This window comes from Kitasatospora sp. NBC_00240, assembly GCF_026342405.1.
In the GTDB taxonomy this organism is placed as follows: domain Bacteria; phylum Actinomycetota; class Actinomycetes; order Streptomycetales; family Streptomycetaceae; genus Kitasatospora.
Genome location: NZ_JAPEMU010000001.1, coordinates 4,842,034 through 4,859,786 on the forward strand (window position 1 = coordinate 4,842,034; position 17,753 = coordinate 4,859,786).

At 71.8% G+C, this 17,753-nt stretch carries 19 protein-coding genes; 7 read left to right on the plus strand and 12 right to left on the minus strand.

All coding sequences use genetic code 11. The features are described 5' to 3' along the window. Positions 1 to 20: 20 nt before the first annotated feature. The 3 genes from cydB to OG689_RS20510 form a co-directional block, all read right to left on the minus strand. Positions 21 to 1,046 carry a cytochrome d ubiquinol oxidase subunit II gene (gene cydB / locus OG689_RS20500; protein WP_266322324.1) on the minus strand — a complete coding sequence of 342 codons (1,026 nt, stop codon included), beginning with the start codon at positions 1,044 to 1,046 and terminating at the stop codon, positions 21 to 23. A 13-nt stretch (positions 1,047 to 1,059) separates the two neighbouring features. Further along, entirely contained in the window at positions 1,060 to 2,604 is a 1,545-nt protein-coding gene (locus tag OG689_RS20505; RefSeq protein ID WP_266322325.1) for a cytochrome ubiquinol oxidase subunit I, read from the minus strand. Positions 2,605 to 3,275: 671 nt separating this feature from the next. Beyond that, positions 3,276 to 3,617 (minus strand): hypothetical protein, encoded by a 342-nt coding sequence (locus OG689_RS20510; protein ID WP_266322327.1) that lies wholly within the window; start codon positions 3,615 to 3,617, stop codon positions 3,276 to 3,278. Positions 3,618 to 3,743: 126 nt separating this feature from the next. Between OG689_RS20510 and OG689_RS20515 the strand changes: the two genes are divergently transcribed. The 7 genes from OG689_RS20515 to OG689_RS20545 all read left to right on the plus strand — a co-directional run bounded on the left by OG689_RS20515 (position 3,744) and on the right by OG689_RS20545 (position 8,628). Next, positions 3,744 to 4,583: a helix-turn-helix transcriptional regulator gene (locus OG689_RS20515; RefSeq protein ID WP_266322329.1), complete on the plus strand. Its 840-nt coding sequence runs from the start codon at positions 3,744 to 3,746 to the stop codon at positions 4,581 to 4,583. After that, entirely contained in the window at positions 4,573 to 4,776 is a 204-nt protein-coding gene (locus tag OG689_RS20520; protein ID WP_266322331.1) for a DUF397 domain-containing protein, read from the plus strand. Before OG689_RS20515 ends, OG689_RS20520 begins: the two co-directional genes overlap by 11 nt. A gap of 62 nt (positions 4,777 to 4,838) precedes the next feature. Further along, complete coding sequence (locus tag OG689_RS20525; RefSeq protein ID WP_266322332.1) at positions 4,839 to 5,042, plus strand: DUF397 domain-containing protein; 204 nt, start codon at positions 4,839 to 4,841, stop codon at positions 5,040 to 5,042. 270 nt (positions 5,043 to 5,312) lie between these two features. After that, the gene (locus tag OG689_RS20530; protein ID WP_266322334.1) at positions 5,313 to 5,831 is read left to right on the plus strand and encodes a toxin-antitoxin system HicB family antitoxin; all 519 of its coding nucleotides are present in this window, start codon (positions 5,313 to 5,315) and stop codon (positions 5,829 to 5,831) included. Positions 5,832 to 5,914: 83 nt separating this feature from the next. Beyond that, positions 5,915 to 6,760, plus strand: a complete 846-nt coding sequence (locus OG689_RS20535; RefSeq protein ID WP_266322336.1) for a DUF4097 family beta strand repeat-containing protein — start codon at positions 5,915 to 5,917, stop codon at positions 6,758 to 6,760. Positions 6,761 to 6,844: 84 nt separating this feature from the next. Beyond that, complete coding sequence (locus OG689_RS20540; protein WP_266327299.1) at positions 6,845 to 7,840, plus strand: ATP-binding cassette domain-containing protein; 996 nt, start codon at positions 6,845 to 6,847, stop codon at positions 7,838 to 7,840. Next, positions 7,837 to 8,628: an ABC transporter permease gene (locus tag OG689_RS20545; protein WP_266322338.1), complete on the plus strand. Its 792-nt coding sequence runs from the start codon at positions 7,837 to 7,839 to the stop codon at positions 8,626 to 8,628. The genes OG689_RS20540 and OG689_RS20545 overlap by 4 nt, the downstream gene beginning before the upstream one ends. A 118-nt stretch (positions 8,629 to 8,746) precedes the next feature. Here OG689_RS20545 and OG689_RS20550 read toward each other — a convergent pair whose 3' ends face one another. From OG689_RS20550 to OG689_RS20590, 9 genes are all read right to left on the minus strand, one after another. Then, positions 8,747 to 9,022, minus strand: coding sequence for a DUF2087 domain-containing protein (locus OG689_RS20550; protein WP_266322339.1), 276 nt, complete (start codon positions 9,020 to 9,022; stop codon positions 8,747 to 8,749). A 58-nt stretch (positions 9,023 to 9,080) separates the two neighbouring features. Further along, the gene (locus tag OG689_RS20555) at positions 9,081 to 9,677 is read right to left on the minus strand and encodes a Uma2 family endonuclease (RefSeq protein ID WP_266322341.1); all 597 of its coding nucleotides are present in this window, start codon (positions 9,675 to 9,677) and stop codon (positions 9,081 to 9,083) included. Between the two features lie 98 nt (positions 9,678 to 9,775). Beyond that, complete coding sequence (locus OG689_RS20560; protein ID WP_266322343.1) at positions 9,776 to 11,338, minus strand: HAMP domain-containing sensor histidine kinase; 1,563 nt, start codon at positions 11,336 to 11,338, stop codon at positions 9,776 to 9,778. A 10-nt stretch (positions 11,339 to 11,348) separates the two neighbouring features. After that, on the minus strand, positions 11,349 to 12,119 hold the full coding sequence (locus tag OG689_RS20565) for a response regulator transcription factor (RefSeq protein WP_266322344.1): 771 nt from the start codon (positions 12,117 to 12,119) through the stop codon (positions 11,349 to 11,351). A 290-nt stretch (positions 12,120 to 12,409) separates the two neighbouring features. After that, positions 12,410 to 13,084, minus strand: a complete 675-nt coding sequence (locus OG689_RS20570; protein ID WP_266322346.1) for a hypothetical protein — start codon at positions 13,082 to 13,084, stop codon at positions 12,410 to 12,412. Positions 13,085 to 13,103: 19 nt separating this feature from the next. After that, the gene (locus OG689_RS20575; protein WP_266322348.1) at positions 13,104 to 14,315 is read right to left on the minus strand and encodes an ABC transporter permease; all 1,212 of its coding nucleotides are present in this window, start codon (positions 14,313 to 14,315) and stop codon (positions 13,104 to 13,106) included. After that, on the minus strand, positions 14,312 to 15,178 hold the full coding sequence (locus OG689_RS20580; RefSeq protein WP_266322350.1) for an ABC transporter ATP-binding protein: 867 nt from the start codon (positions 15,176 to 15,178) through the stop codon (positions 14,312 to 14,314). The genes OG689_RS20575 and OG689_RS20580 overlap by 4 nt, the downstream gene beginning before the upstream one ends. Next, positions 15,178 to 16,548 (minus strand): biotin/lipoyl-binding protein, encoded by a 1,371-nt coding sequence (locus tag OG689_RS20585; protein WP_266322352.1) that lies wholly within the window; start codon positions 16,546 to 16,548, stop codon positions 15,178 to 15,180. The genes OG689_RS20580 and OG689_RS20585 overlap by 1 nt, the downstream gene beginning before the upstream one ends. 126 nt (positions 16,549 to 16,674) lie before the next feature. Then, positions 16,675 to 17,616: a helix-turn-helix transcriptional regulator gene (locus OG689_RS20590; protein WP_266322354.1), complete on the minus strand. Its 942-nt coding sequence runs from the start codon at positions 17,614 to 17,616 to the stop codon at positions 16,675 to 16,677. Positions 17,617 to 17,753: the final 137 nt, after the last annotated feature.

A 17,753-nucleotide genomic window follows, 5' to 3' on the forward strand; every position in this document is an offset into this window, starting at 1 on the left:
ACGAGCGGCCGGGAGGAGCGTTACGGCTGGTCGAGCGCGGCGGCCGGGTCGTGCCCCGGGATGTGCTGGACGCCGATCCGCTTGCGGAACACCCAGTACGTCCAGGCCTGGTAGAGCAGCACGATCGGGGTGAAGATCGCGGCGACGATCGTCATCAGCTTGAGCGTGTACGGCGAGGAGGACGCGTTGCTGACGGTCAGGCTCCACTCCGGGTTCAGGGTGGAAGGCATCACGTCCGGGAACAGCGCCAGGAAGAGCATCGCGACCGCCGCCACGATGGTCAGCCCCGAGAGGCCGAACGCCCAGCCCTCGCGGGCCAGCTGGTTGGCCACCAGCGCCCCGACCAGCGCCAGCACCGCGACCACCAGGGCGGCCAGGCTCCAGCCGTCGCCGCTGTCGGCCTGCGTCCAGATCAGGAAGACCAGGGCGAGGACGGCCGTGGCCAGCCCCAGCTGCAGGGCCATCGCCCGGGCCCGGACCCGGATGTCGCCGACCGTCTTGAGGGCGGCGAACACCGCGCCGTGGAAGGTGAAGAGGAACAGCGTCACCAACCCGCCGAGGAGGGCGTACGGGTTGAGCAGGTCCCCCAGGGTGCCGGTGTAGTTCTTCTGCGCGTCGATGTCGACGCCGGCCACGATGTTGGCGAACGCGACGCCCCACAGGAAGGCCGGGATCAGCGACGTCCAGAAGATCGCGTGCTCCCAGTTGCGCTGCCAGCGCTCCTCGTCCCGCTTGTGCCGGTACTCGAAGGCGACACCTCTGACGATCAGGCAGACCAGGATCACCAGCAGCGGGATGTAGAAGCCGCTGAACAGCGTCGCGTACCAGTCCGGGAAGGCCGCGAAGGTGGCGCCGCCGGCCGTCAGCAGCCAGACCTCGTTGCCGTCCCAGACCGGCCCGATGGTGTTGATCAGGACCCGGCGCTCGGTGGTGCCGCGGGCCAGCAGCTTGGTGAGGACGCCGATGCCGAAGTCGAAGCCTTCGAGGAAGAAGTAGCCGATCCACAGGACGGCGATGAGGATGAACCAGACGTCGTGGAGTTCCATGATCTCTCTGTCCTCAGTAGGCGAAGGCGAGGGGCTTGTCGGCGTCCTCGTCGGAGGACGGACCGCGCAGCGTCGGGTCCTTCGCCGGTGGCAGCTCGGCGGTGTCGGGGCCGGCCTTGGCGTACTTGACCAGCAGCTTCACCTCGATCACGGCGAGGATCGCGTAGAGCAGGGTGAAGGTGCTGAGGGCGATCACCTGGGTGGTCACGCTGACGTTCGGCGACACGGCGTCGGCCGTCCTCATGAGCCCGAACACGGCCCACGGCTGGCGGCCCATCTCGGTGAAGATCCAGCCGAAGCTGTTGGCGAGCAGCGGGAATCCGAGGGTGACGATGCCGATCCGCCAGCTCCAGCGGGTGAGGAACGGCCCGAGTTCGCGGTGCGGAGTGAGCATCAGCTTCGGCACCTCGTCGTCCGCGGTGCGGTGCTCGGGCGCCAGGAACCGCCGCTTGCGGGTCGTCCAGAGTCCGAGCAGGCCGACCACGAAGGAGGTCATCCCGAAGCCGATCATGAGGCGGAAGCCCCAGTACGTGACGAAGATGTTCGGGATGTAGTCCTTGGGATCGCCGCCGTACTTCGCGGCCTCGGCGGCGGCGGTGTCGTTGATGCCCGGCACCGGCGAGCTGAAGTTGCTGTTGGCGAGGAAGGACAGTATCCCCGGGATCTCCAGCTCGACCGAGTTGTGCCCGTCGTTGACGTTGCCGACCGCGAAGATCGAGAACGGCGCCGGGTCCTGGGTCTCCCAGAGCGCCTCGGCCGCCGCCATCTTCATCGGCTGCTGCTTGAACATCACCTTGGCCAGCTCGTCACCGCTGAGCGCGCTGCCGAGACCGAAGATCACCGCCAGGACGAGCCCGAGCCGCAGCGAGGTACGCATCACGGCGGTCTTCCTCGGGTCGGCCGTCTCGGGCTTGCGCTTGGCCTTCCAGAGGTGGAAGGACGAGATGCCGATCACAAAGGCTGCGCCGGTGAGGAAGGCCGCGGTGAGGGTGTGCAGGACGACGACCACGGTGGTGTCCTGGAACAGCACCCGCGCGATGTCGGTGAGCTGGGCCTTACCGGTGGCCGGGTTGATCTCGTAGCCGACCGGGTGCTGCATCCAGGAGTTCGCCGCCAGGATGAAGTACGCGGAGAGGGCCGTGCCGATGGCGACCATCCACATGCAGGCGCAGTGCAGCTTCTTCGGTAGCTTGTCCCAGCCGAAGATCCACAGCCCGATGAAGGTCGACTCGAAGAAGAAGGCGATCAGCGCCTCCATCGCGAGCGGAGCCCCGAACACGTCGCCGACGAAGCGCGAGTAGTCGGACCAGTTCATCCCGAACTGGAACTCCTGCACGATCCCGGTGACCACGCCCATCGCGATGTTGATCAGGAAGAGCTTGCCCCAGAACTTGGTGGCGTGGAAGTACTTGTCCTTGCCGGTCCGCACCCATGCGGTCTCCAGCCCGGCCACGATCGAGGCCAGGCTGATCGTCAGCGGGACGAAGAGGTAGTGGTAGACGGTGGTGATGCCGAACTGCCACCGCGCAATGGTCTCGTGAGCGACTGCTAGGTCCACTTCGCCCTCTCTCGGACAGGGTTCCTTTGATCACATAGCGGACAAACTTCATCTATAGCGACAGAGCATCACGTTGCCACGCAAGCTTGTCCGCTTGTGAACGTGAATACATTCACAAGGGCAGTATCCATCATACTTATGGAGCCGCCGCAAGGGGGTGGGGGTAGCCGGTGAAGTGGCCGAGGGGTGCCACCCTCTGGATGACCGGGATGATCGGGATCCGGACGGACGGTCGGGCGCGCGCGGGCCGGGCCCGGGGCAGGCGCGCCCGGGTTCGCCGTCGCTGCTTCCCTGCCCCTGCCCTGCCGCTGTCCCGGCCAGTGTGCGCAACAGCCTCCGCACCCCACAATCAGCAGCCGGTCGGGCCCGGCGGACGATTTGGACGATCAGGCGATTGACACCGCCCGCCCCTCGCCGCGTCGGCACTCCCCCAGCAGCCCCAGAACCGCCCGGACGGGAAGTGCGCACCCCAGCGACGGGCCGTACCGAGCGCCGCCCAGGCCGCGACCTGGCGGCGCGGATCCACGGGCAGCCGGCCGCAGAGGTGGTGGGCACGGCAGGACCACACCTCGGCCCCCAGCTCCAGGAGGAAGCCGGCCGCGGTGCCCGGCACGCAGAGCCCGGCACCCCCGGGCACCCCGAGGCCGTCCCGGTCAGGCGTGCGGGCCCCGTCAGACGTGCGGGCCATCGATCCACCGGGGCTCGACGTCCCACTCCACCCCGCCGGACACCGGCCGGAGGAAGACCGCGTTGCCGAGGCGCCCCATGAAGACCCCCGGCCGCCCGCTCAGCACGTCGCGGACGGTCTCGCCCACCCGGCGCGGAACGTACGGCACCGCCGGCGGCCGCACCCGGGCGACGTCGGCCGGCCTGATGGCCGGGTACGGGCCGACGAGTCTCAGTCCCGCCTCGGGCCGGCCGCCGCAGTCCATCGGGCAGCGGCACTCGGCCAGGTGCCGGTCGTTCAGCGGATCCGGGGTCGAGTCGTCGGCCCCGGACTGAATGCTCGTCATGGTTGCTGCTCCTGGAAGTACTTGACGGTCATCACCGTCCGTACTCCAAGCGTCGCCCTGCGCAGCTACGCTGGGGAAGTCCGACCGTGTTCCACGACCGGACGGGGAACACGAAGGAGCCACCGGATGGTCTTCAAGGGACGTGACCTCCACCCGGAACGATCCGCCCGGGACCTCTACGGCGCCGAGATCCGCCGGCACCGCCTGAGAGCGGACGGGATGTCGTTGGCGAGACTGGCGGCGATTCTGAACTTCTCCAAGGCCCATCTGAGCCGGATCGAGACGGCCGAGTCCGCCCCGCCCCGGGGACTGTCCGAGAAGCTGGACGCCGTCTTCGGCACCGAGGGCCTGTTCATCGGGCTCTACCCGCTGGCACGGGCGCAGGAGTTCCCGGACAAGTACCGCCGGTTCATGGAGTTGGCCGCTCAGGCGCTGATCCACGAGAGCTGCACGATCACCGTGCCGGGCTTGCTGCAGACACCCGACTTCGCCCGGGCCTCCCTGCGTTCCGGTGACCCGCACGCCACCGAACAGGAAATCAAGGACAAGCTCACCGCCCGCCTCAACCGCCAGCGGCGAGTGCACGGTGACGCCCCTGCACGGTACTGGTTCATCCTGGACGAGGCAGCTCTCCGCCGCCCGGTTGGTGGTCCGAATACGACGGCCACGCAGCTTGCAGCCCTGCTCGACGCCGGACGTCCGTCTCATATCACCATCCAGGTGCTGCCCTTCGCCGCCGGAGAACACGGCGAGATGGGCGGCTCGCTCACCTTGCTCACGCTGCCGACCCGAGCCACCGTGGCCTATCTGGAAGGCAGCCGCTCAGGGGTACTTGAGGACGACCCGGAGAGGGTAGCGAAGCTCCGGGAGTCATACGATCTGCTCAGGGCCCAGGCCCTGTCGCCCCGGGACTCGGCGGCGATGATCAGAGCGGCGATGGAGGACCACGAACGCCATGCGACCTGACACGGAGCCCGCCCGCTGGCGCAAGAGCAGCCACAGCAACAACGACGGCGGCGACTGCATCGAGGTCGACGACGCCAACCCCGGCCGTGTCCGCGACTCCAAGGACCCCGACGGCCCCGTCCTGACCTTCACCCCCGAAGCCCTGCAGGCCTTCGTACGAGCCGCCGCCGCAGGAGAGTTCGGGACCGTCTGAACTCATCACAGGCAACTACCCGCCGGCGACAATCAGAACGGCGATGGAGGTCCCTGAACGCCATGCGCTCTCCTGCAGAACCCGCCCGCTGGCGGAAGAGTAGCTACAGCAACGGCGACGGCGGCGACTGCATCGAGGTCGACGACGCCAACCCCGGCCGTGTCCGCGACTCCAAGGACCCCGACGGCCCGGTCCTGACCTTCACCCCCGAAGCCCTGCAGGCCTTCGTACGAGCCGCCGCCGCAGGGGAGTTCGGCGCCGTCTGAGCGATCCGCGTTCCGGGGGTCTGCCGGCGGTGCCACCCCCGGCCGGCGTGGCGTGACATCACCCGGCGGGGATTGGCGCAGGCCTGGTGCCACATGGCACCACGTGGCACCACGGAAGGCCAACGGGGCGCGACCGACACACGTGGCACCACATTCACCCGGACAGGTGCCAGACTATTTCCGCAGGTCAGACCCATGCCTGCCGAATCCGTGGCGATGATGTCATGCCGGGGCTTGCATGTGGCGCCACCGTGGTGCCACTATGGCGTCATGGACCTCACCCCGTATGTCGACACCCTTCGCCGTGAACTCGCGGTGGCCGCCGAGGCCGGCGGCGACGAAGCCCGCGCGCTGGCCGAGAGGCTCACCGCTCCGCTGGAGTCGGCAACCCGGTTGACCATGCTCAACGTGCTCTCCGCCGCCATGGACGAGATCACCCGGGAGCTGGCCCCCGGCTCGGTGGACGTCCGGCTGCGAGGGCTCGACCCGGACTTCGTGGTGACGCTGCCGCCCACCGAGGGCGGTGTCCCGGCGGGGCCGGCCGCACCCGTCGAACCGCTCCGGGCGCAGGCGCCCGCCGAGGGCGACGAGAGCGGCACCGCCCGGGTCAACCTGCGCCTGCCGGCCCATCTCAAGGCGCGCGCGGAGGAGGCCGCAGGCCACGAGGGCCTGTCGGTCAACGCCTGGCTGGTGCGGGCCGTGGCGACCGCGGTCGAGGGCGGCGCCCGGCCGCGCACGACGGAGAAGAGCCAGCAGCTCGGCCAGAGCTTCACGGGCTGGGTGCGCTGACTGCACCCCCGCCCGCCCCACTTCACCCTTCACCACGTCCCACCAGCGGGGACGCCCCACGGACTCATGAGGACGGTACTGCCATGCCTTCTTTCGACACTCCAGACCCGATCTCGGCCGTCGCGCACGTGGAGGCCGGCTCCATCCAGTTCACCGCGGGCGACCGCGCCGACACCGTCGTCGAGGTGCGGGCGCGCGACCCGAAGCGGGACCAGGACGTCCGGGCGGCCGACCAGACCGAGATCACGTACTCGGGCGGCACCCTGACCGTCCGGACGCCCAAGCAGCGCTACCTGTTCGGCCGGACCGGCACCGTGGACGTGACGGTCGAGCTGCCCACCGGGTCACGCGTCGACGTGACGGGCTCCTGGGCCCAGGTGCTCGGCGAGGGGCGGCTCGGCGAGGTCCGGGTGAAGACCTCGTCCGGTGACGTGCGGCTCGACACGACCGGGCCGCTGAAGCTGACCGCCTCGCACGGCTCCATCACGGTGGACCGGATCGAGGGCGCGGCCGAGATCACCACCAGCTCCGGCAGCCTGCGGGTCGGGCTCGTCGAGGGTTCCGCCGTCCTGAAGAACTCGCACGGCTCCACGACCGTGGGCGCGGCGGTCGGGGAGCTGCGGGTGAGCGGCGCCAACGGCGACATCAGCATCACGCGCGCCGAGGGCTCGGTGGTCGCCACCACCGCGCACGGCACCCTGCGGGTGGGCGAGGTGGCCCGCGGCACCGTCCAATTGGAGACCTCCTACGGCGCCATCGAGGTCGGCGTCCGCAAGGGCACGGCCGCCTGGCTCGACGTCAGTTCCGGCTCCGGCCAGGTGCGCAACACGCTCAGCGCGTCCGAGAGCCCGGAGGAGAGCGAGGACACCGTCCAGGTCCGCGCCCGCACCCGGCACGGCAACATCGACATCCTGCGCACCAAGGCCTGACCCCGGTAGTTCCCGCTCCGAATCGCCCACTCCCCCCAGCCGCCCCAGCCTTCGAAAAGGGAGGGCCACATGCCTTCTTCTGTCATGCCCACGCCCAGGACCTCGGACGCTCACCCGGCGCCCGCCGCCGTGTCCGCCGTCGGCCTGCGCAAGTCCTACGGCGACAAGACCGTGCTCGACGGGATCGACCTGCGCATCCCGGCCGGGTCCGTGTTCGCCCTGCTCGGCCCGAACGGCGCCGGCAAGACCACCGCCGTCAAGATCCTCTCCACCCTGATCACCGCCGACGGCGGCCAGGCCCAGGTCGCGGGCCACGATCTCGCCGCCGCTCCCCAGGCGGTGCGCGCCGCGATCGGCGTCACCGGCCAGTTCTCCGCCGTCGACGGCCTGATCACCGGCGAGGAGAACATGCTTCTGATGGCGGACCTGCACCACCTGTCGAAGGCCGAGGGGCGGCGGGTCGCCGCCGACCTGCTGGAGCGCTTCGACCTCACCGACGCGGCGAAGAAGCCCGCCTCCACCTACTCCGGCGGTATGAAACGCCGCCTGGACATCGCCATGACCCTGGTCGGCGACCCGCGGATCATCTTCCTGGACGAGCCGACCACCGGCCTGGACCCCCGCAGCCGCCACACCATGTGGCAGATCATCCGCGACCTGGTCGCCGGCGGCGTCACCGTCTTCCTCACCACCCAGTACCTGGAGGAGGCCGACGAACTCGCCGACCGCATCGCGGTGCTGAACGACGGCAGGATCGCCGCCGAGGGCACCGCCGACGAACTGAAGCGCCTCATCCCCGGCGGCCACGTCCGCCTGCGCTTCACCGACCCCGCCGGCTACCGCACCGCGGCCGTCGCCCTGGGCGAAGTGACCCACGACGACGAGTCGCTGACGCTGCAGATCCCGAGCGACGGCAGCCAGCGCGACCTGCGCGCCGTCCTCGACCGGCTGGACTCCGCCGGCGTCGAGGCCGACGAACTGACCGTCCACACCCCCGACCTCGACGACGTGTTCTTCGCCCTGACCGGCGGCACCGCCGCGCCGGGCCCGACCGACCAGCCCAAGGAGAACGTCCGATGAGCTCCCTCTCCCTCGCCGTCCGCGACTCGTCCACGATGCTGCGCCGGAACCTCCTGCACGCGCGCCGCTACCCGTCGCTCACCCTGAACCTGCTGCTCACCCCGATCGTCCTGCTGCTGCTGTTCGTCTACGTCTTCGGCGACGTGATGAGCGCGGGCATCGGCGGCGGCGGCGCCGACCGCTCGCAGTACATCGCCTATCTCGTCCCGGGCATCCTGCTGATGACCATCGGCGGCACCCTGGTCGGCACCGCGGTGTCGGTCTCCAACGACATGACCGAGGGCATCATCGCCCGCTTCCGCACCATGGCGATCCACCGCGGCTCGGTGCTCGTCGGACACGTGGTCGGCAGCGTGCTGCAGGCGCTCGTCAGCGTGGTGCTGGTCGGCGCGGTCGGCGTGGCCATCGGGTTCCGGTCCACCGACGCCACCGTCCTGGAGTGGGTCGCCGCGTTCGGGCTGCTCGCCCTGTTCGCCCTGGCGTTCACCTGGATCGCGGTCGGGATGGGCATGGTCAGCCCGAGCGCCGAGGCGGCGAGCAACAACGCGCTGCCGCTGATCTTCCTGCCGCTGATCTCCAGCGCCTTCGTCCCGGTCGACGCGATGCCGGGCTGGTTCCAGCCCGTCGCCCAGTACCAGCCGTTCACCCCCGCCATCGAAACCCTCCGCGGCCTGCTGCTCGGCACCCCGATCGGCGACAACTGGTGGATCACCGTCCTCTGGTGCCTCGGCCTGGCGGCACTCGGCTACCGCTGGTCGAAGTCGGTCTTCGACCGCGACCCGAAGTGACGGCGGGCTCTGCCCCCCGCGACTCGCCCCGCCCCCGGGCGGCGTACCCCGGCACCCGCCGGCGGACGCCGCCCGTCGGCCTGCCCCGGCACCCGGCGCGGAGCCGGCGGCTCCCCCGTCAGCCGGCCCGGTGGTACCTGCTGCCGTCCCTGGTGCGCACGAGCAGGTGCGCCTCGACCAGGTAGCGGCGCAGGGCGGAGTAGTCGTCGTGGACGGTGAGCAGGGCCTCGTTCACCTCGCGCTCGGTGTAGTCCCGGCCGGGCTGGAAGAGGGTCTGGGCGAGGTGCGTGAGCAACTGGTCGCGGCGGGCCGCCTTGCGGGGGATCGTCGTCAGCCGGCCCTGGCTGAAGAGGCTCTCCACCCCGCGTGAGCTGCTGTTCTCATGGTCGGACATGGTGGCAGCCTCCCCTGCCGGGCGGTCGGGGGCAAGGAGATTTCGGGCGGCGCCGGCCTCAGCGGGGGCCGCCGGTGACGTCGGGGCCGATCACGAATCCCTTGGCGGGCCCCTCCGGGACGATCGCCTCCTCGCCGTACGGCGTGCGGACCGAACTCGCGTAGCTGCCCCTGGCGGGGTCGGGGCCGGAGAGGACGGTGACCGAGCCGCCGTCGTCGAAGTCGTCGATGATCACGTAGACCGGGATGCCCGCCGTGGCGTACGCGCGGTGCTTGCGGACCAGGTCGCGCTTGCGGCTCTCGCTGCCGGGCGACACGGTCTCGACGACCAGCGCCACACCGGCTGCCGGGACACCGAAGCCGTCGGGGTCCCCGATCTCCGCCAGGTCGTCGGGGGCGACGAAGACGTCCGGGACGAACACCTTGTGACCGTGGATGACGTTGCCGGCGCTCGCGGGACCATGACCGGTGCCGCCCAGGTGGTCGAGCAAGGATCCGCGGAGCCGCCGGTTGACGGTGAAGTGCCGGACCGCGCCGATGGGCGACAGTTCGACGGCCTCGCCGATGATCTCCGCCCGGAAGCCCTCCGGGACGTCCATGGACTTCCACACCTGCCACAACGCCTGGTCCAGGTCCACGACGATCTCCTCGGCCACGGGCGCGTCCTTCGGGACGCCCCGAAGCCGTGGCCGTACCGTCGCACACGATAACCGGCCGACGGGTGCCGTCCGGGCCCGTTCACCCTCCCGGGTGGTCACCGCTGGCGCGGGATCTCCATCCGGAAGACCGCGCCGTCGCCCGGGGCGCTGTGCAGGGTGAGGGTGCCGCCGTGGGCGTGGGTGAGGGCGGTGGCGATGGCGAGGCCGAGGCCCGCGCCGCCGCCGTCGTTGCGGCTGCGGGAGGCGTCGACGCGGTAGAAGCGGTCGAAGACGCGTTCGGCCTGGTCACGGGTGAGGCCGGGGCCGGAGTCGGCGACCTCCAGCAGGCAGTCGCCCTGGGCGGTGCCGACGCCGATCCGGACGGGGGTGCCGGGCGGGGTGTGCTTGACGGCGTTGCCGACCAGGTTGGTGACGACCTGCCGCAGCCGGGCCTCGTCGCCGAGGACGGGGGCGGCCCCGGGGGCGCCGTGGCCGGCCGGGCCGGTGAGCGCCACCGGGCGGGAGGGGTCGAGGGCGGTGAGGTCGTGCAGGGCGTCGGCGGCCAGGGTGCGCAGGTCCATCGGGGCCAGGTCGAGCGGGCGTTCCTCGTCCAGCCGGGCGAGCACCAGGAGGTCCTCGACCAGGGTGCCCATCCGGACGGCCTCGCTCTCGATCCGGGTCATGGTGCGGGTGACGTCGGCGGGGGTGGGCAGGGCGCCCATCCGGTAGAGCTCGGCGAAGCCGCGGATGCCGGCGAGCGGGGTGCGCAGCTCGTGCGAGGCGTCGGCTACGAAGCGCCGCATCCGGGCCTCCGACTCGGCGCGGGCCGCGAAGGCCGCCTCGATCTGGGTGAGCATCCCGTTGAGGGCGGCGGAGAGCCGGCCGACCTCGGTGCGGGTGGAGAGCTCCGGCATCCGGTGCGACAGTTCGCCGGAGGCGATCCGGGCGGCGCCCTTCTCGATGCCGCGCAGCTGCCGCAGCCCGGCCCGGACGGCGAAGAAGCCGAGGGCGGCGATCAGCAGCAGGACGACTCCGCCGATCGCGAGGAAGGAGGCGCGCAGCTTGCCGACGGTGGCGTCGACCTCCTCCCGGGAGACCGCGACCAGCAGGTACGAGGCGTTCGGCGCGGCGAACTCGCTGCCGGCGGCCTGGCGCTGCAGCGGCAGGACGACGGCCCGCCAGGAGCCGCGGCCGCGGGTGTCGGGCAGGTCGAAGGCCACCTGCGGGTCGGTGGTCGCGGGGTCGAGGCGGCCCAGCTCCGGGGCCGGGTCGGACTCGGTGAGCGGCTGGCGGACGACCTGCTGCACCTTGCCCTCGGCGGACAGGTACAGGACGGTGTACTGGCTCGGCAGCGCGGCCAGCAGCGGCAGTGCCCGCTTCCCGGCGACGGCCGGCGGCTGCCCCTTGTCGCCCCAGGTCTGGCGCCCGGCGGCGCGGTGCGACAGCGGCTCGGCGAAGCGTTGGAGCTGCTCGTCCAGGCGTTGCTCGAGCTGGTGCCGGACGGTACCGAGGACCATGGTGTCGCTGACCGCAAGCCCCGTGGTGACCAGTAGCAGGGCGAGCACCAGCAGCCGGGCGCGCAGCGACAGCCGGGCCGTCAGGGAGCCGGGCCGGGGCAGTCGGAGCCGGCCCGGCGGGCGCGGGCCGGGTCGGGGGCGGAACAGGTCGGGCCGGGGCATCCGAGCGTGGTCAGTTCTGCGGCGGCCGGCGCAGGGCGTAGCCGATGCCGCGGACGGTGTGGATCAGCTTGGGCCCGTGCACCGGCCCGGAGTCGAGCTTGCGGCGCAGGTAGGAGATGTACGACTCGACGATGGAGAGGTCGCCGCCGAAGTCGTACGCCCAGACGTGGTCCAGGATCTGCGCCTTGGAGACCACCCGGCCGACGTTGGCCATCAGGTAGTGCAGCAGCTTGAACTCGGTCGGCGAGAGCGAGACCGGGGTGCCGGCCCGGGTGACCTCGTGGGCCACCGGGTCGAGGGTGAGGTCGGCGACCACCAGGCGCCCGTCCTCGGCGGGGCCGCCGGCCCGGCGCAGGATGGCGCGGATCCGGGCGATCAGCTCCTCCAGGCTGAAGGGCTTGGTGACGTAGTCGTCCGCGCCGACGGCCAGGCCCTGGACCTTGTCGCCGACGCCGTCCTTGGCGGTGAGGAAGAGCACCGGCAGGTGGTCGCCGGTGTGCGCGGGCCCGGCTATCCGGTCGCGCCGGGTCTGCTCGCGCAGCCGCTCGACGACGGTGAAGCCGTCGAGGTCCGGGAGCATCACGTCCAGCACCACCAGGTCGGGGCGTTCGGCGGCCACGGCGGCGAGGGCTTCCTCGCCGTTCGCGGCGGAGGAGACCCGGAAGCCGGAGAACCGCAGCGAGGCCGAGAGCAGCTCGCGGATGTTCGGTTCGTCGTCGACGACCAGGAGGAAGGCTTCACCCGAGGTACCGGCGCTGGCCGCGATCCCTGATGTCGACACGATCCCTTGCACGGCTGTTCCGCCTCCCGGTCGGACGATGACACTCATCGGACGATAGCCCTGGGAGGCTATGCGTGGTTGATGAATGTTGGATTAACCAGCTTAACCGGGGGGGGATTTCTCGGGGCAAGGGCCCTTCGCCCTCGAACGCCCGCCCGACGGGCCCCGGGCGCCCGTCCCCCGGCGAGGGGGCGGCCCGGCAACCCGGCGGTCCAGGACGACGACCGGCGGGCAGAAAGACGGCCCGGCCGGCGGGGTGCCGGCCGGGCCGTGGTCCGGAGGCCGCGGGGTCAGCCGCCGGACGGTGTGCGGGCGCCGCCGAAGCCGCCGAAGCCGCCGGCCGCCGCGCCCTCGACCAGCTGGGTGGCCGCGTAGCCGCCGGAGGCGTCCGGGGTGCCGACCACCGTGACGCTCTGGCCGGGCTGCAGGTCGCCGACCTTGCCCTCCTTGTTGAGCTGCACCTTGGTCGAGTCGCCGGTCGTCACCTTGACGGTGTTGCCGTTGGCGTCGGTCAGGTAGACGGTGGTGCCGTCCACGACCTTCACGGTGCCGCGGGTGAAGCCGCCGGCGCCGCCCGCTGCACCCGTACCGCCCGCCTGACCGCCGGTCTGGCCACCGGCCTGGCCGGTGCGGCGGCCGGTGCCCTGGCCCGCCGCACCCTGGCCGGCGGCGCCCTGGCCGCCGTAGCCGCCCGGGGCGGCGGCCCGCTGCTGCCCACCGCCGCCGGCCGCCGCGGACTTGGTGCTCCCGTGGTTCTGCTGGTACCAGACGCCGCCGCTGAACGCCGCCGCGGCGAGCACCCCGCCCGCCAGTGCCAGGGTCAGCCAGGGCAGCCGGCGCCGCGGCGGCGCCGCCAGCTCGGTGGTGATGTCACGGGCGTCCGGCGCCGAGGAGAGCAGCTCGACCTGGGCGATCGGGCTGTTGTCGTCCTCGCGCGGCACCAGCAAGTGGTTGTCGTTGCTCACGATGGTCAGGGCTCCTGGGTCACTCGTGCCGGAGGGCGTCGATGGGCCGCAGCGAAGCGGCCCGGTTGGCCGGGTAGCTGCCGAAGAACAGGCCGATGGCGACCGCGATGCCGAACGCGGCCAGCACCGACTCCGGGATCACCACCGGTTTGATGCCGACGATGCTGAAGTGCGAACCGACCAGGCCCGCCAGCACCCCGAGACCGGCGCCGAGCACCGACAGCAGGGTCGACTCGGTCAGGAACTGCCCGAGAATGACCCCCTTCGGCGCACCGAGCGCCTTGCGGATGCCGATCTCCCTGGTCCGCTCGGTGACCGTCACCAGCATGATGTTGGTGATCCCGATCCCGCCGACCAGCAGCGAGATCGCGGCCACCGCGCCGAGCAGCACCGTGAAGGTCTTGCCGGTGCTCTCCCGCGCCGTCAGCAGCGAGGCCTGGTTGCTGATCCGGAAGTCCAGCTTGCTGGCGTCCGCCAGGGCGTGGGTGCCCATCAGGATCTGGGTGATCTCGGCCTGCGCGGCGGTGGTGGTCTCCGCCGAGGTCGCCTGGACCAGGATCTGGTTGACCGAACCGAAGCCGGTGAAGGCGTTCTGGACGGTCGGCAGCGGGGCGATCACCAGGTCGTCCGGGTCGTTGAACCCGGTGCTGCCCTTGGTCTTCAGCACGCCGGTCACGGTGAACGGCGTACCGCCGATGGTGATCTGCTTGCCCACCGGGTCCACGGTGTCGAACAGCTGCTTGGCCGTGGTCGAGCCGAGCACCGCGACCTTGCGGGCGTTCAGCACGTCGTCGTTGCTGAAGTAGTCGCCCTTCTCGACCTTCTGGTTCGAGGTCTCGAAGTACGCCGGGTAGGTGCCGACGATCGACCCCGGGCTGTACGAGATGTCCCCGTACAGCGCCGTCCCGGTGGTGGTGACCACCGGCGCCACGGACTTGATGTCCGGCGCCTGCGCCGAGGAGGCCAGCGCCTTGGCGTCGTCCACCGTGAGCTTCTTCGCGGTGGACGCGCCACGGGCCCCGCCGACGGAGGACCCGGCCGACACCGTCAGCGAGTTCGTCCCCAGCGCGGTGATCGAGTCCTTCACCGCCACGGAGGAGCCGTTGCCGACCGCGAGCAGCAGGATCACCGAGGCGACCCCGATCAGCACGCCCAGCATGGTCAGGGCGGAGCGCACCTTGTTGGCGGCCAGGCCGCCGAAGGCGAAGCGGAGCATCTGCCAGAGGATCACGACCGGCCTCCGACCAGCTCGGGGCGGATCGCCGGCGGCGGACCGCCCACCGGACCCTGCCGGAAGTCCCGCACGACAGCTCCGTCCACCAGCCGGATCACCCGCTTGGCGTGCCGGGCGACCTCGTCCTCGTGGGTGATCAGCACGACGGTGCGACCGATCGCGTTGAGCCCGTCGATGATGCCCAGCACCTCCTCCGTGGAACGGCTGTCCAGGTTGCCGGTGGGCTCGTCGGCGAGCAGCATCGCGGGGGCGGTGACCAGTGCCCGGGCCACGGCCACCCGCTGCTGCTGGCCGCCGGACAGCTCGTTGGGCTTGTGCCCGGAGCGCTCGGCGAGCCCGACCAGGGAGAGCGCCGCCAGCGCCCGGCGCCGCCGCTCGGCCGACCGTACGCCGGCGTAGGCCAGCGGAAGTTCGACCTGGGCGAGGGCCGTGGTGCGGGGCACCAGGTTGAAGGACTGGAAGATGAAGCCGATCTTGCGGTTGCGGACCAGCGAGAGCTGGCCCTCGTCGAGGTGGCCGACGTCGGTGCCGTCCAGCAGGTAGCGGCCCCCGGTGGGGACGTCCAGGCAGCCGAGGATGTTCATCAGCGTCGACTTGCCCGAACCCGAACTGCCCATCACCGCGACGAAATCGCCCTGCTCGATGTCCAGGGTGACGCCGAGCGGCTCCCCGCTCACCGGGTCGGACGGGCCGCGCAGCGCGTGCACGGTGGCGTCGCCGTGGCCGTAGGACTTGGTGACCCGGCGGATCTGGATCACCGGCGGGGGAGCGGACTCGCCCGGGCCGGCGGCGGCCGCGCGGGCGACGACGCCGCCCGCCCGCCCGGAGCCGGCCCGGCCGCCGGAGCTGTGGCGGCGCATCAGCGGTTGCCGCCCCGGCCGGCCCCGGCGCCGCCACCGGAGATGCCCACGCCCTGGCCGCCGCCCGCGCCGCCGAGCCCCGGGAAGTTCCCGCTCGGGAACCCGTTGCTCGATCCGGAGGTGGTGGAGGCCAGTTCGACCTTGTCGCCCTCCTTCAGGCCCTCGGTCACCTCGACCGTGGCATCGCCGACCACGCCGACCGTCACCGTCACCCGGGAGGTGGTGCCGTCCGTCGCGACCAGCGTCGCGGTCCGGCTGGCGCCGGTGCCGGCCAGTGCGGCGGCGGGCAGCGAGAGGGCGTTGTCCGCCTCGCCGGTGACCACCGAGACGGTGGCGCTCAGGCCGGTCCGCAGCTTGCTGGTGTCACCGGTGATCTGCAGCGTCGCGCCGTACTGCACGGCGCCACCGCTCCCGCTGCTGGTCGGCAGCGAACTCACCGACAGGACGGTCGCGTTGAGCTTGGTGTCGGACTGCGCGTTGAGCGTGACGGTGGCCGCCTCGCCCTTCTTGAGCTTGAGCGAGTCCAGCTCCGAGAAGGCCGCGGTGACCTGCATCCCGGTCGGGTTGGTCAGCACGATGAAGCCGCTCGGCGTCGCGGAGGACGAAGTGGTCGTCGTCCCGGTCGACTTGCTGCTGGTGGAGCCGGTCGAGCCGGTGGAACCACCCGAGGCGGTGTCGCCGACCTTGCCGCCGACCGAGGCGACGGTGCCGTCCACGGAGGCGGTCAGCGTCGTACCGGCCAGCGTGGCCTGGGCGTTGGTGAGATTGGTCTGCGCCGTGTCGACCTGCTGCTGGGCCTGGGCGACCGCCGCGTCGTCCACCTTGGTGGTGGTGATCGTGGTGGTCTGCGGCGTCGGCGTGGCGCTGGCCGTGGCCGTCGCGCCGGTACCCCGGCTGCCGCTGCCCGAGGAGCCGGAGCCGCCGCCGGAGGAGCCCGAGCCGGAGGAGGCGGGCAGCTGGGAGGTGGTCGTGGTGGTGACGCCGGCCTCGGCCTTGGTCAGGTTGGCCTTGGCCGCGGTGAGCGCCGACCGGGCGGCGTCCACCTGCTGCTGGGCGGCCGTGGTGTCCACGGTCGCCAGCACCTGGCCCTTGGTCACCGTGTCACCGACCGCGACCTTGACCGCGGTGAGCTTGCCTCCGGTGACGAAGTCCTGCCCGGCGTCGGTCGGTGAGGCAAGGGTGCCGGTTCCGGACACGGTGGCCAGGACCGTGCCCTTGGCCACCGTCGCCGTTCGTACCTGGGCCTTGCCGGCCGCCACGCTGGTACCGCTGTCCAAGGTGGTGTACACCAGGGCGGCGCCCCCCAGGAGGGCCACGCCGAGTGCGGAGTTGACGAGGACGGCACCACGCCGTCGCGGGAACACCTTCATGGGGGCAAGCCTCGCCCCGGGCTCTTGCGGAGTCCTGGGGTGCGGCTGGGAAGTCCCTGACCCCGGAAAACCGGACATTGAGGGACCTATCGGCACAGTCTTGGGCTGTCCGCACCGGCCCCCTCATCAGCGGTTGACCGAACTCCCAGGCAGTTCCCAGCCATCCACAGTGATCCCGCAGTCCGGGGCGGCCGCTCCCGCCGCCGCAGGGGCCGAGGCACCCGCCGCCGCGCTCGCCAGCAGGCGCAGGGCCGCGTCCGAGGCCGACCCCGGCTCGGCGCTGTACAGCAGCATCCGGTGCCCGCCGCCCTCGGGCAGCGGCATCGCCTCGAAGGCCAGCTCCAGCCGGCCGACCACCGGGTGGTGCAGCTCCTTGCTGCCGAACAGGCAGTCGTTGACCGGATGCCTGGCCCAGAGTGCAGCGAACTCCGGGCTGTTCATCGACAGTTCGCCGACCAGGGCGGCCAGCTCCCGGTCGTCCGGGTGCCGGCCCGCGGTCAGCCGCAGGTAGGCGACGTTCGCCCGGGCCTCCTCCTCCCAGCGGCGGTAGAGCTCCCGGGTGTGCGGATCGAGGAAGAGCATCCGGGAGAGGTTCGGCCGCTCCCCCCGGTGGTCCGGGGCGGCCGGATCGAGATGCCCGGCCAGCAGCGCGTGCCCGAGCGGGTTCCAGGCCAGCACCTCGTTACGGTGCCCCACCACCACCGCGGGCACCTCCCGCATCGCCGCGATCAGCTGCCGGGTGCCGGGCCTGGCCCGCTCGAAGCGGTCCGCCGGGCGCGGCCGGGCCCGGCCCGGGCGGGCGATGTTGCGCAGGTGGGCGTGCTCGTCCGGGCTCAGCCGCAGCGCACGGGCCAGCGCGTCCAGCACCTCGTCCGAGGCGTTCAGGCTCTGTCCCTGCTCCAGCCGGGTGTAGTAGGTGACGCTCACCCCCGCCAGCTGGGCCAGCTCCTCCCGGCGCAGCCCCGGCACCCGGCGGCGCGCGCCGTACGCGACGAGGCCGACGTCCTCGGGCTGCAGCCGGGCCCTGCGGGTCCGCAGAAAATCGCTCAACTCCACCGGTTTGTCCATGAGTCCAGTGAACACCCGGCGGGCCGGCCGAGCCTGTCCCTGCCGGTGCTACCCATCGCAGGGGGCTGGGTCCGCGCCCGGGGCGGGCGGAGGCTGCCGCCGTACCCACTTCGCAGCTCCGATCCGGGAGGAAGCCC

Excerpts from the sequence above, each read along its gene's own strand:
- OG689_RS20535 (WP_266322336.1), top strand. The coding sequence starts at position 5,915 with ATGCCTTCTTTCGACACTCCAGACCCGATCTCGGCCGTCGCGCACGTG.
- OG689_RS20580 (WP_266322350.1), bottom strand. The coding sequence starts at position 15,178 with ATGCGCCGCCACAGCTCCGGCGGCCGGGCCGGCTCCGGGCGGGCGGGC.
- OG689_RS20545 (WP_266322338.1), top strand. The coding sequence starts at position 7,837 with ATGAGCTCCCTCTCCCTCGCCGTCCGCGACTCGTCCACGATGCTGCGC.
- OG689_RS20510 (WP_266322327.1), bottom strand. The coding sequence starts at position 3,617 with ATGACGAGCATTCAGTCCGGGGCCGACGACTCGACCCCGGATCCGCTG.
- OG689_RS20550 (WP_266322339.1), bottom strand. The coding sequence starts at position 9,022 with ATGTCCGACCATGAGAACAGCAGCTCACGCGGGGTGGAGAGCCTCTTC.
- cydB (WP_266322324.1), bottom strand. The coding sequence starts at position 1,046 with ATGGAACTCCACGACGTCTGGTTCATCCTCATCGCCGTCCTGTGGATC.
- OG689_RS20540 (WP_266327299.1), top strand. The coding sequence starts at position 6,845 with ATGCCCACGCCCAGGACCTCGGACGCTCACCCGGCGCCCGCCGCCGTG.
- OG689_RS20590 (WP_266322354.1), bottom strand. The coding sequence starts at position 17,616 with ATGGACAAACCGGTGGAGTTGAGCGATTTTCTGCGGACCCGCAGGGCC.
- OG689_RS20585 (WP_266322352.1), bottom strand. The coding sequence starts at position 16,548 with ATGAAGGTGTTCCCGCGACGGCGTGGTGCCGTCCTCGTCAACTCCGCA.
- OG689_RS20515 (WP_266322329.1), top strand. The coding sequence starts at position 3,744 with ATGGTCTTCAAGGGACGTGACCTCCACCCGGAACGATCCGCCCGGGAC.
- OG689_RS20530 (WP_266322334.1), top strand. The coding sequence starts at position 5,313 with ATGGACCTCACCCCGTATGTCGACACCCTTCGCCGTGAACTCGCGGTG.
- OG689_RS20560 (WP_266322343.1), bottom strand. The coding sequence starts at position 11,338 with ATGCCCCGGCCCGACCTGTTCCGCCCCCGACCCGGCCCGCGCCCGCCG.
- OG689_RS20525 (WP_266322332.1), top strand. The coding sequence starts at position 4,839 with ATGCGCTCTCCTGCAGAACCCGCCCGCTGGCGGAAGAGTAGCTACAGC.
- OG689_RS20520 (WP_266322331.1), top strand. The coding sequence starts at position 4,573 with ATGCGACCTGACACGGAGCCCGCCCGCTGGCGCAAGAGCAGCCACAGC.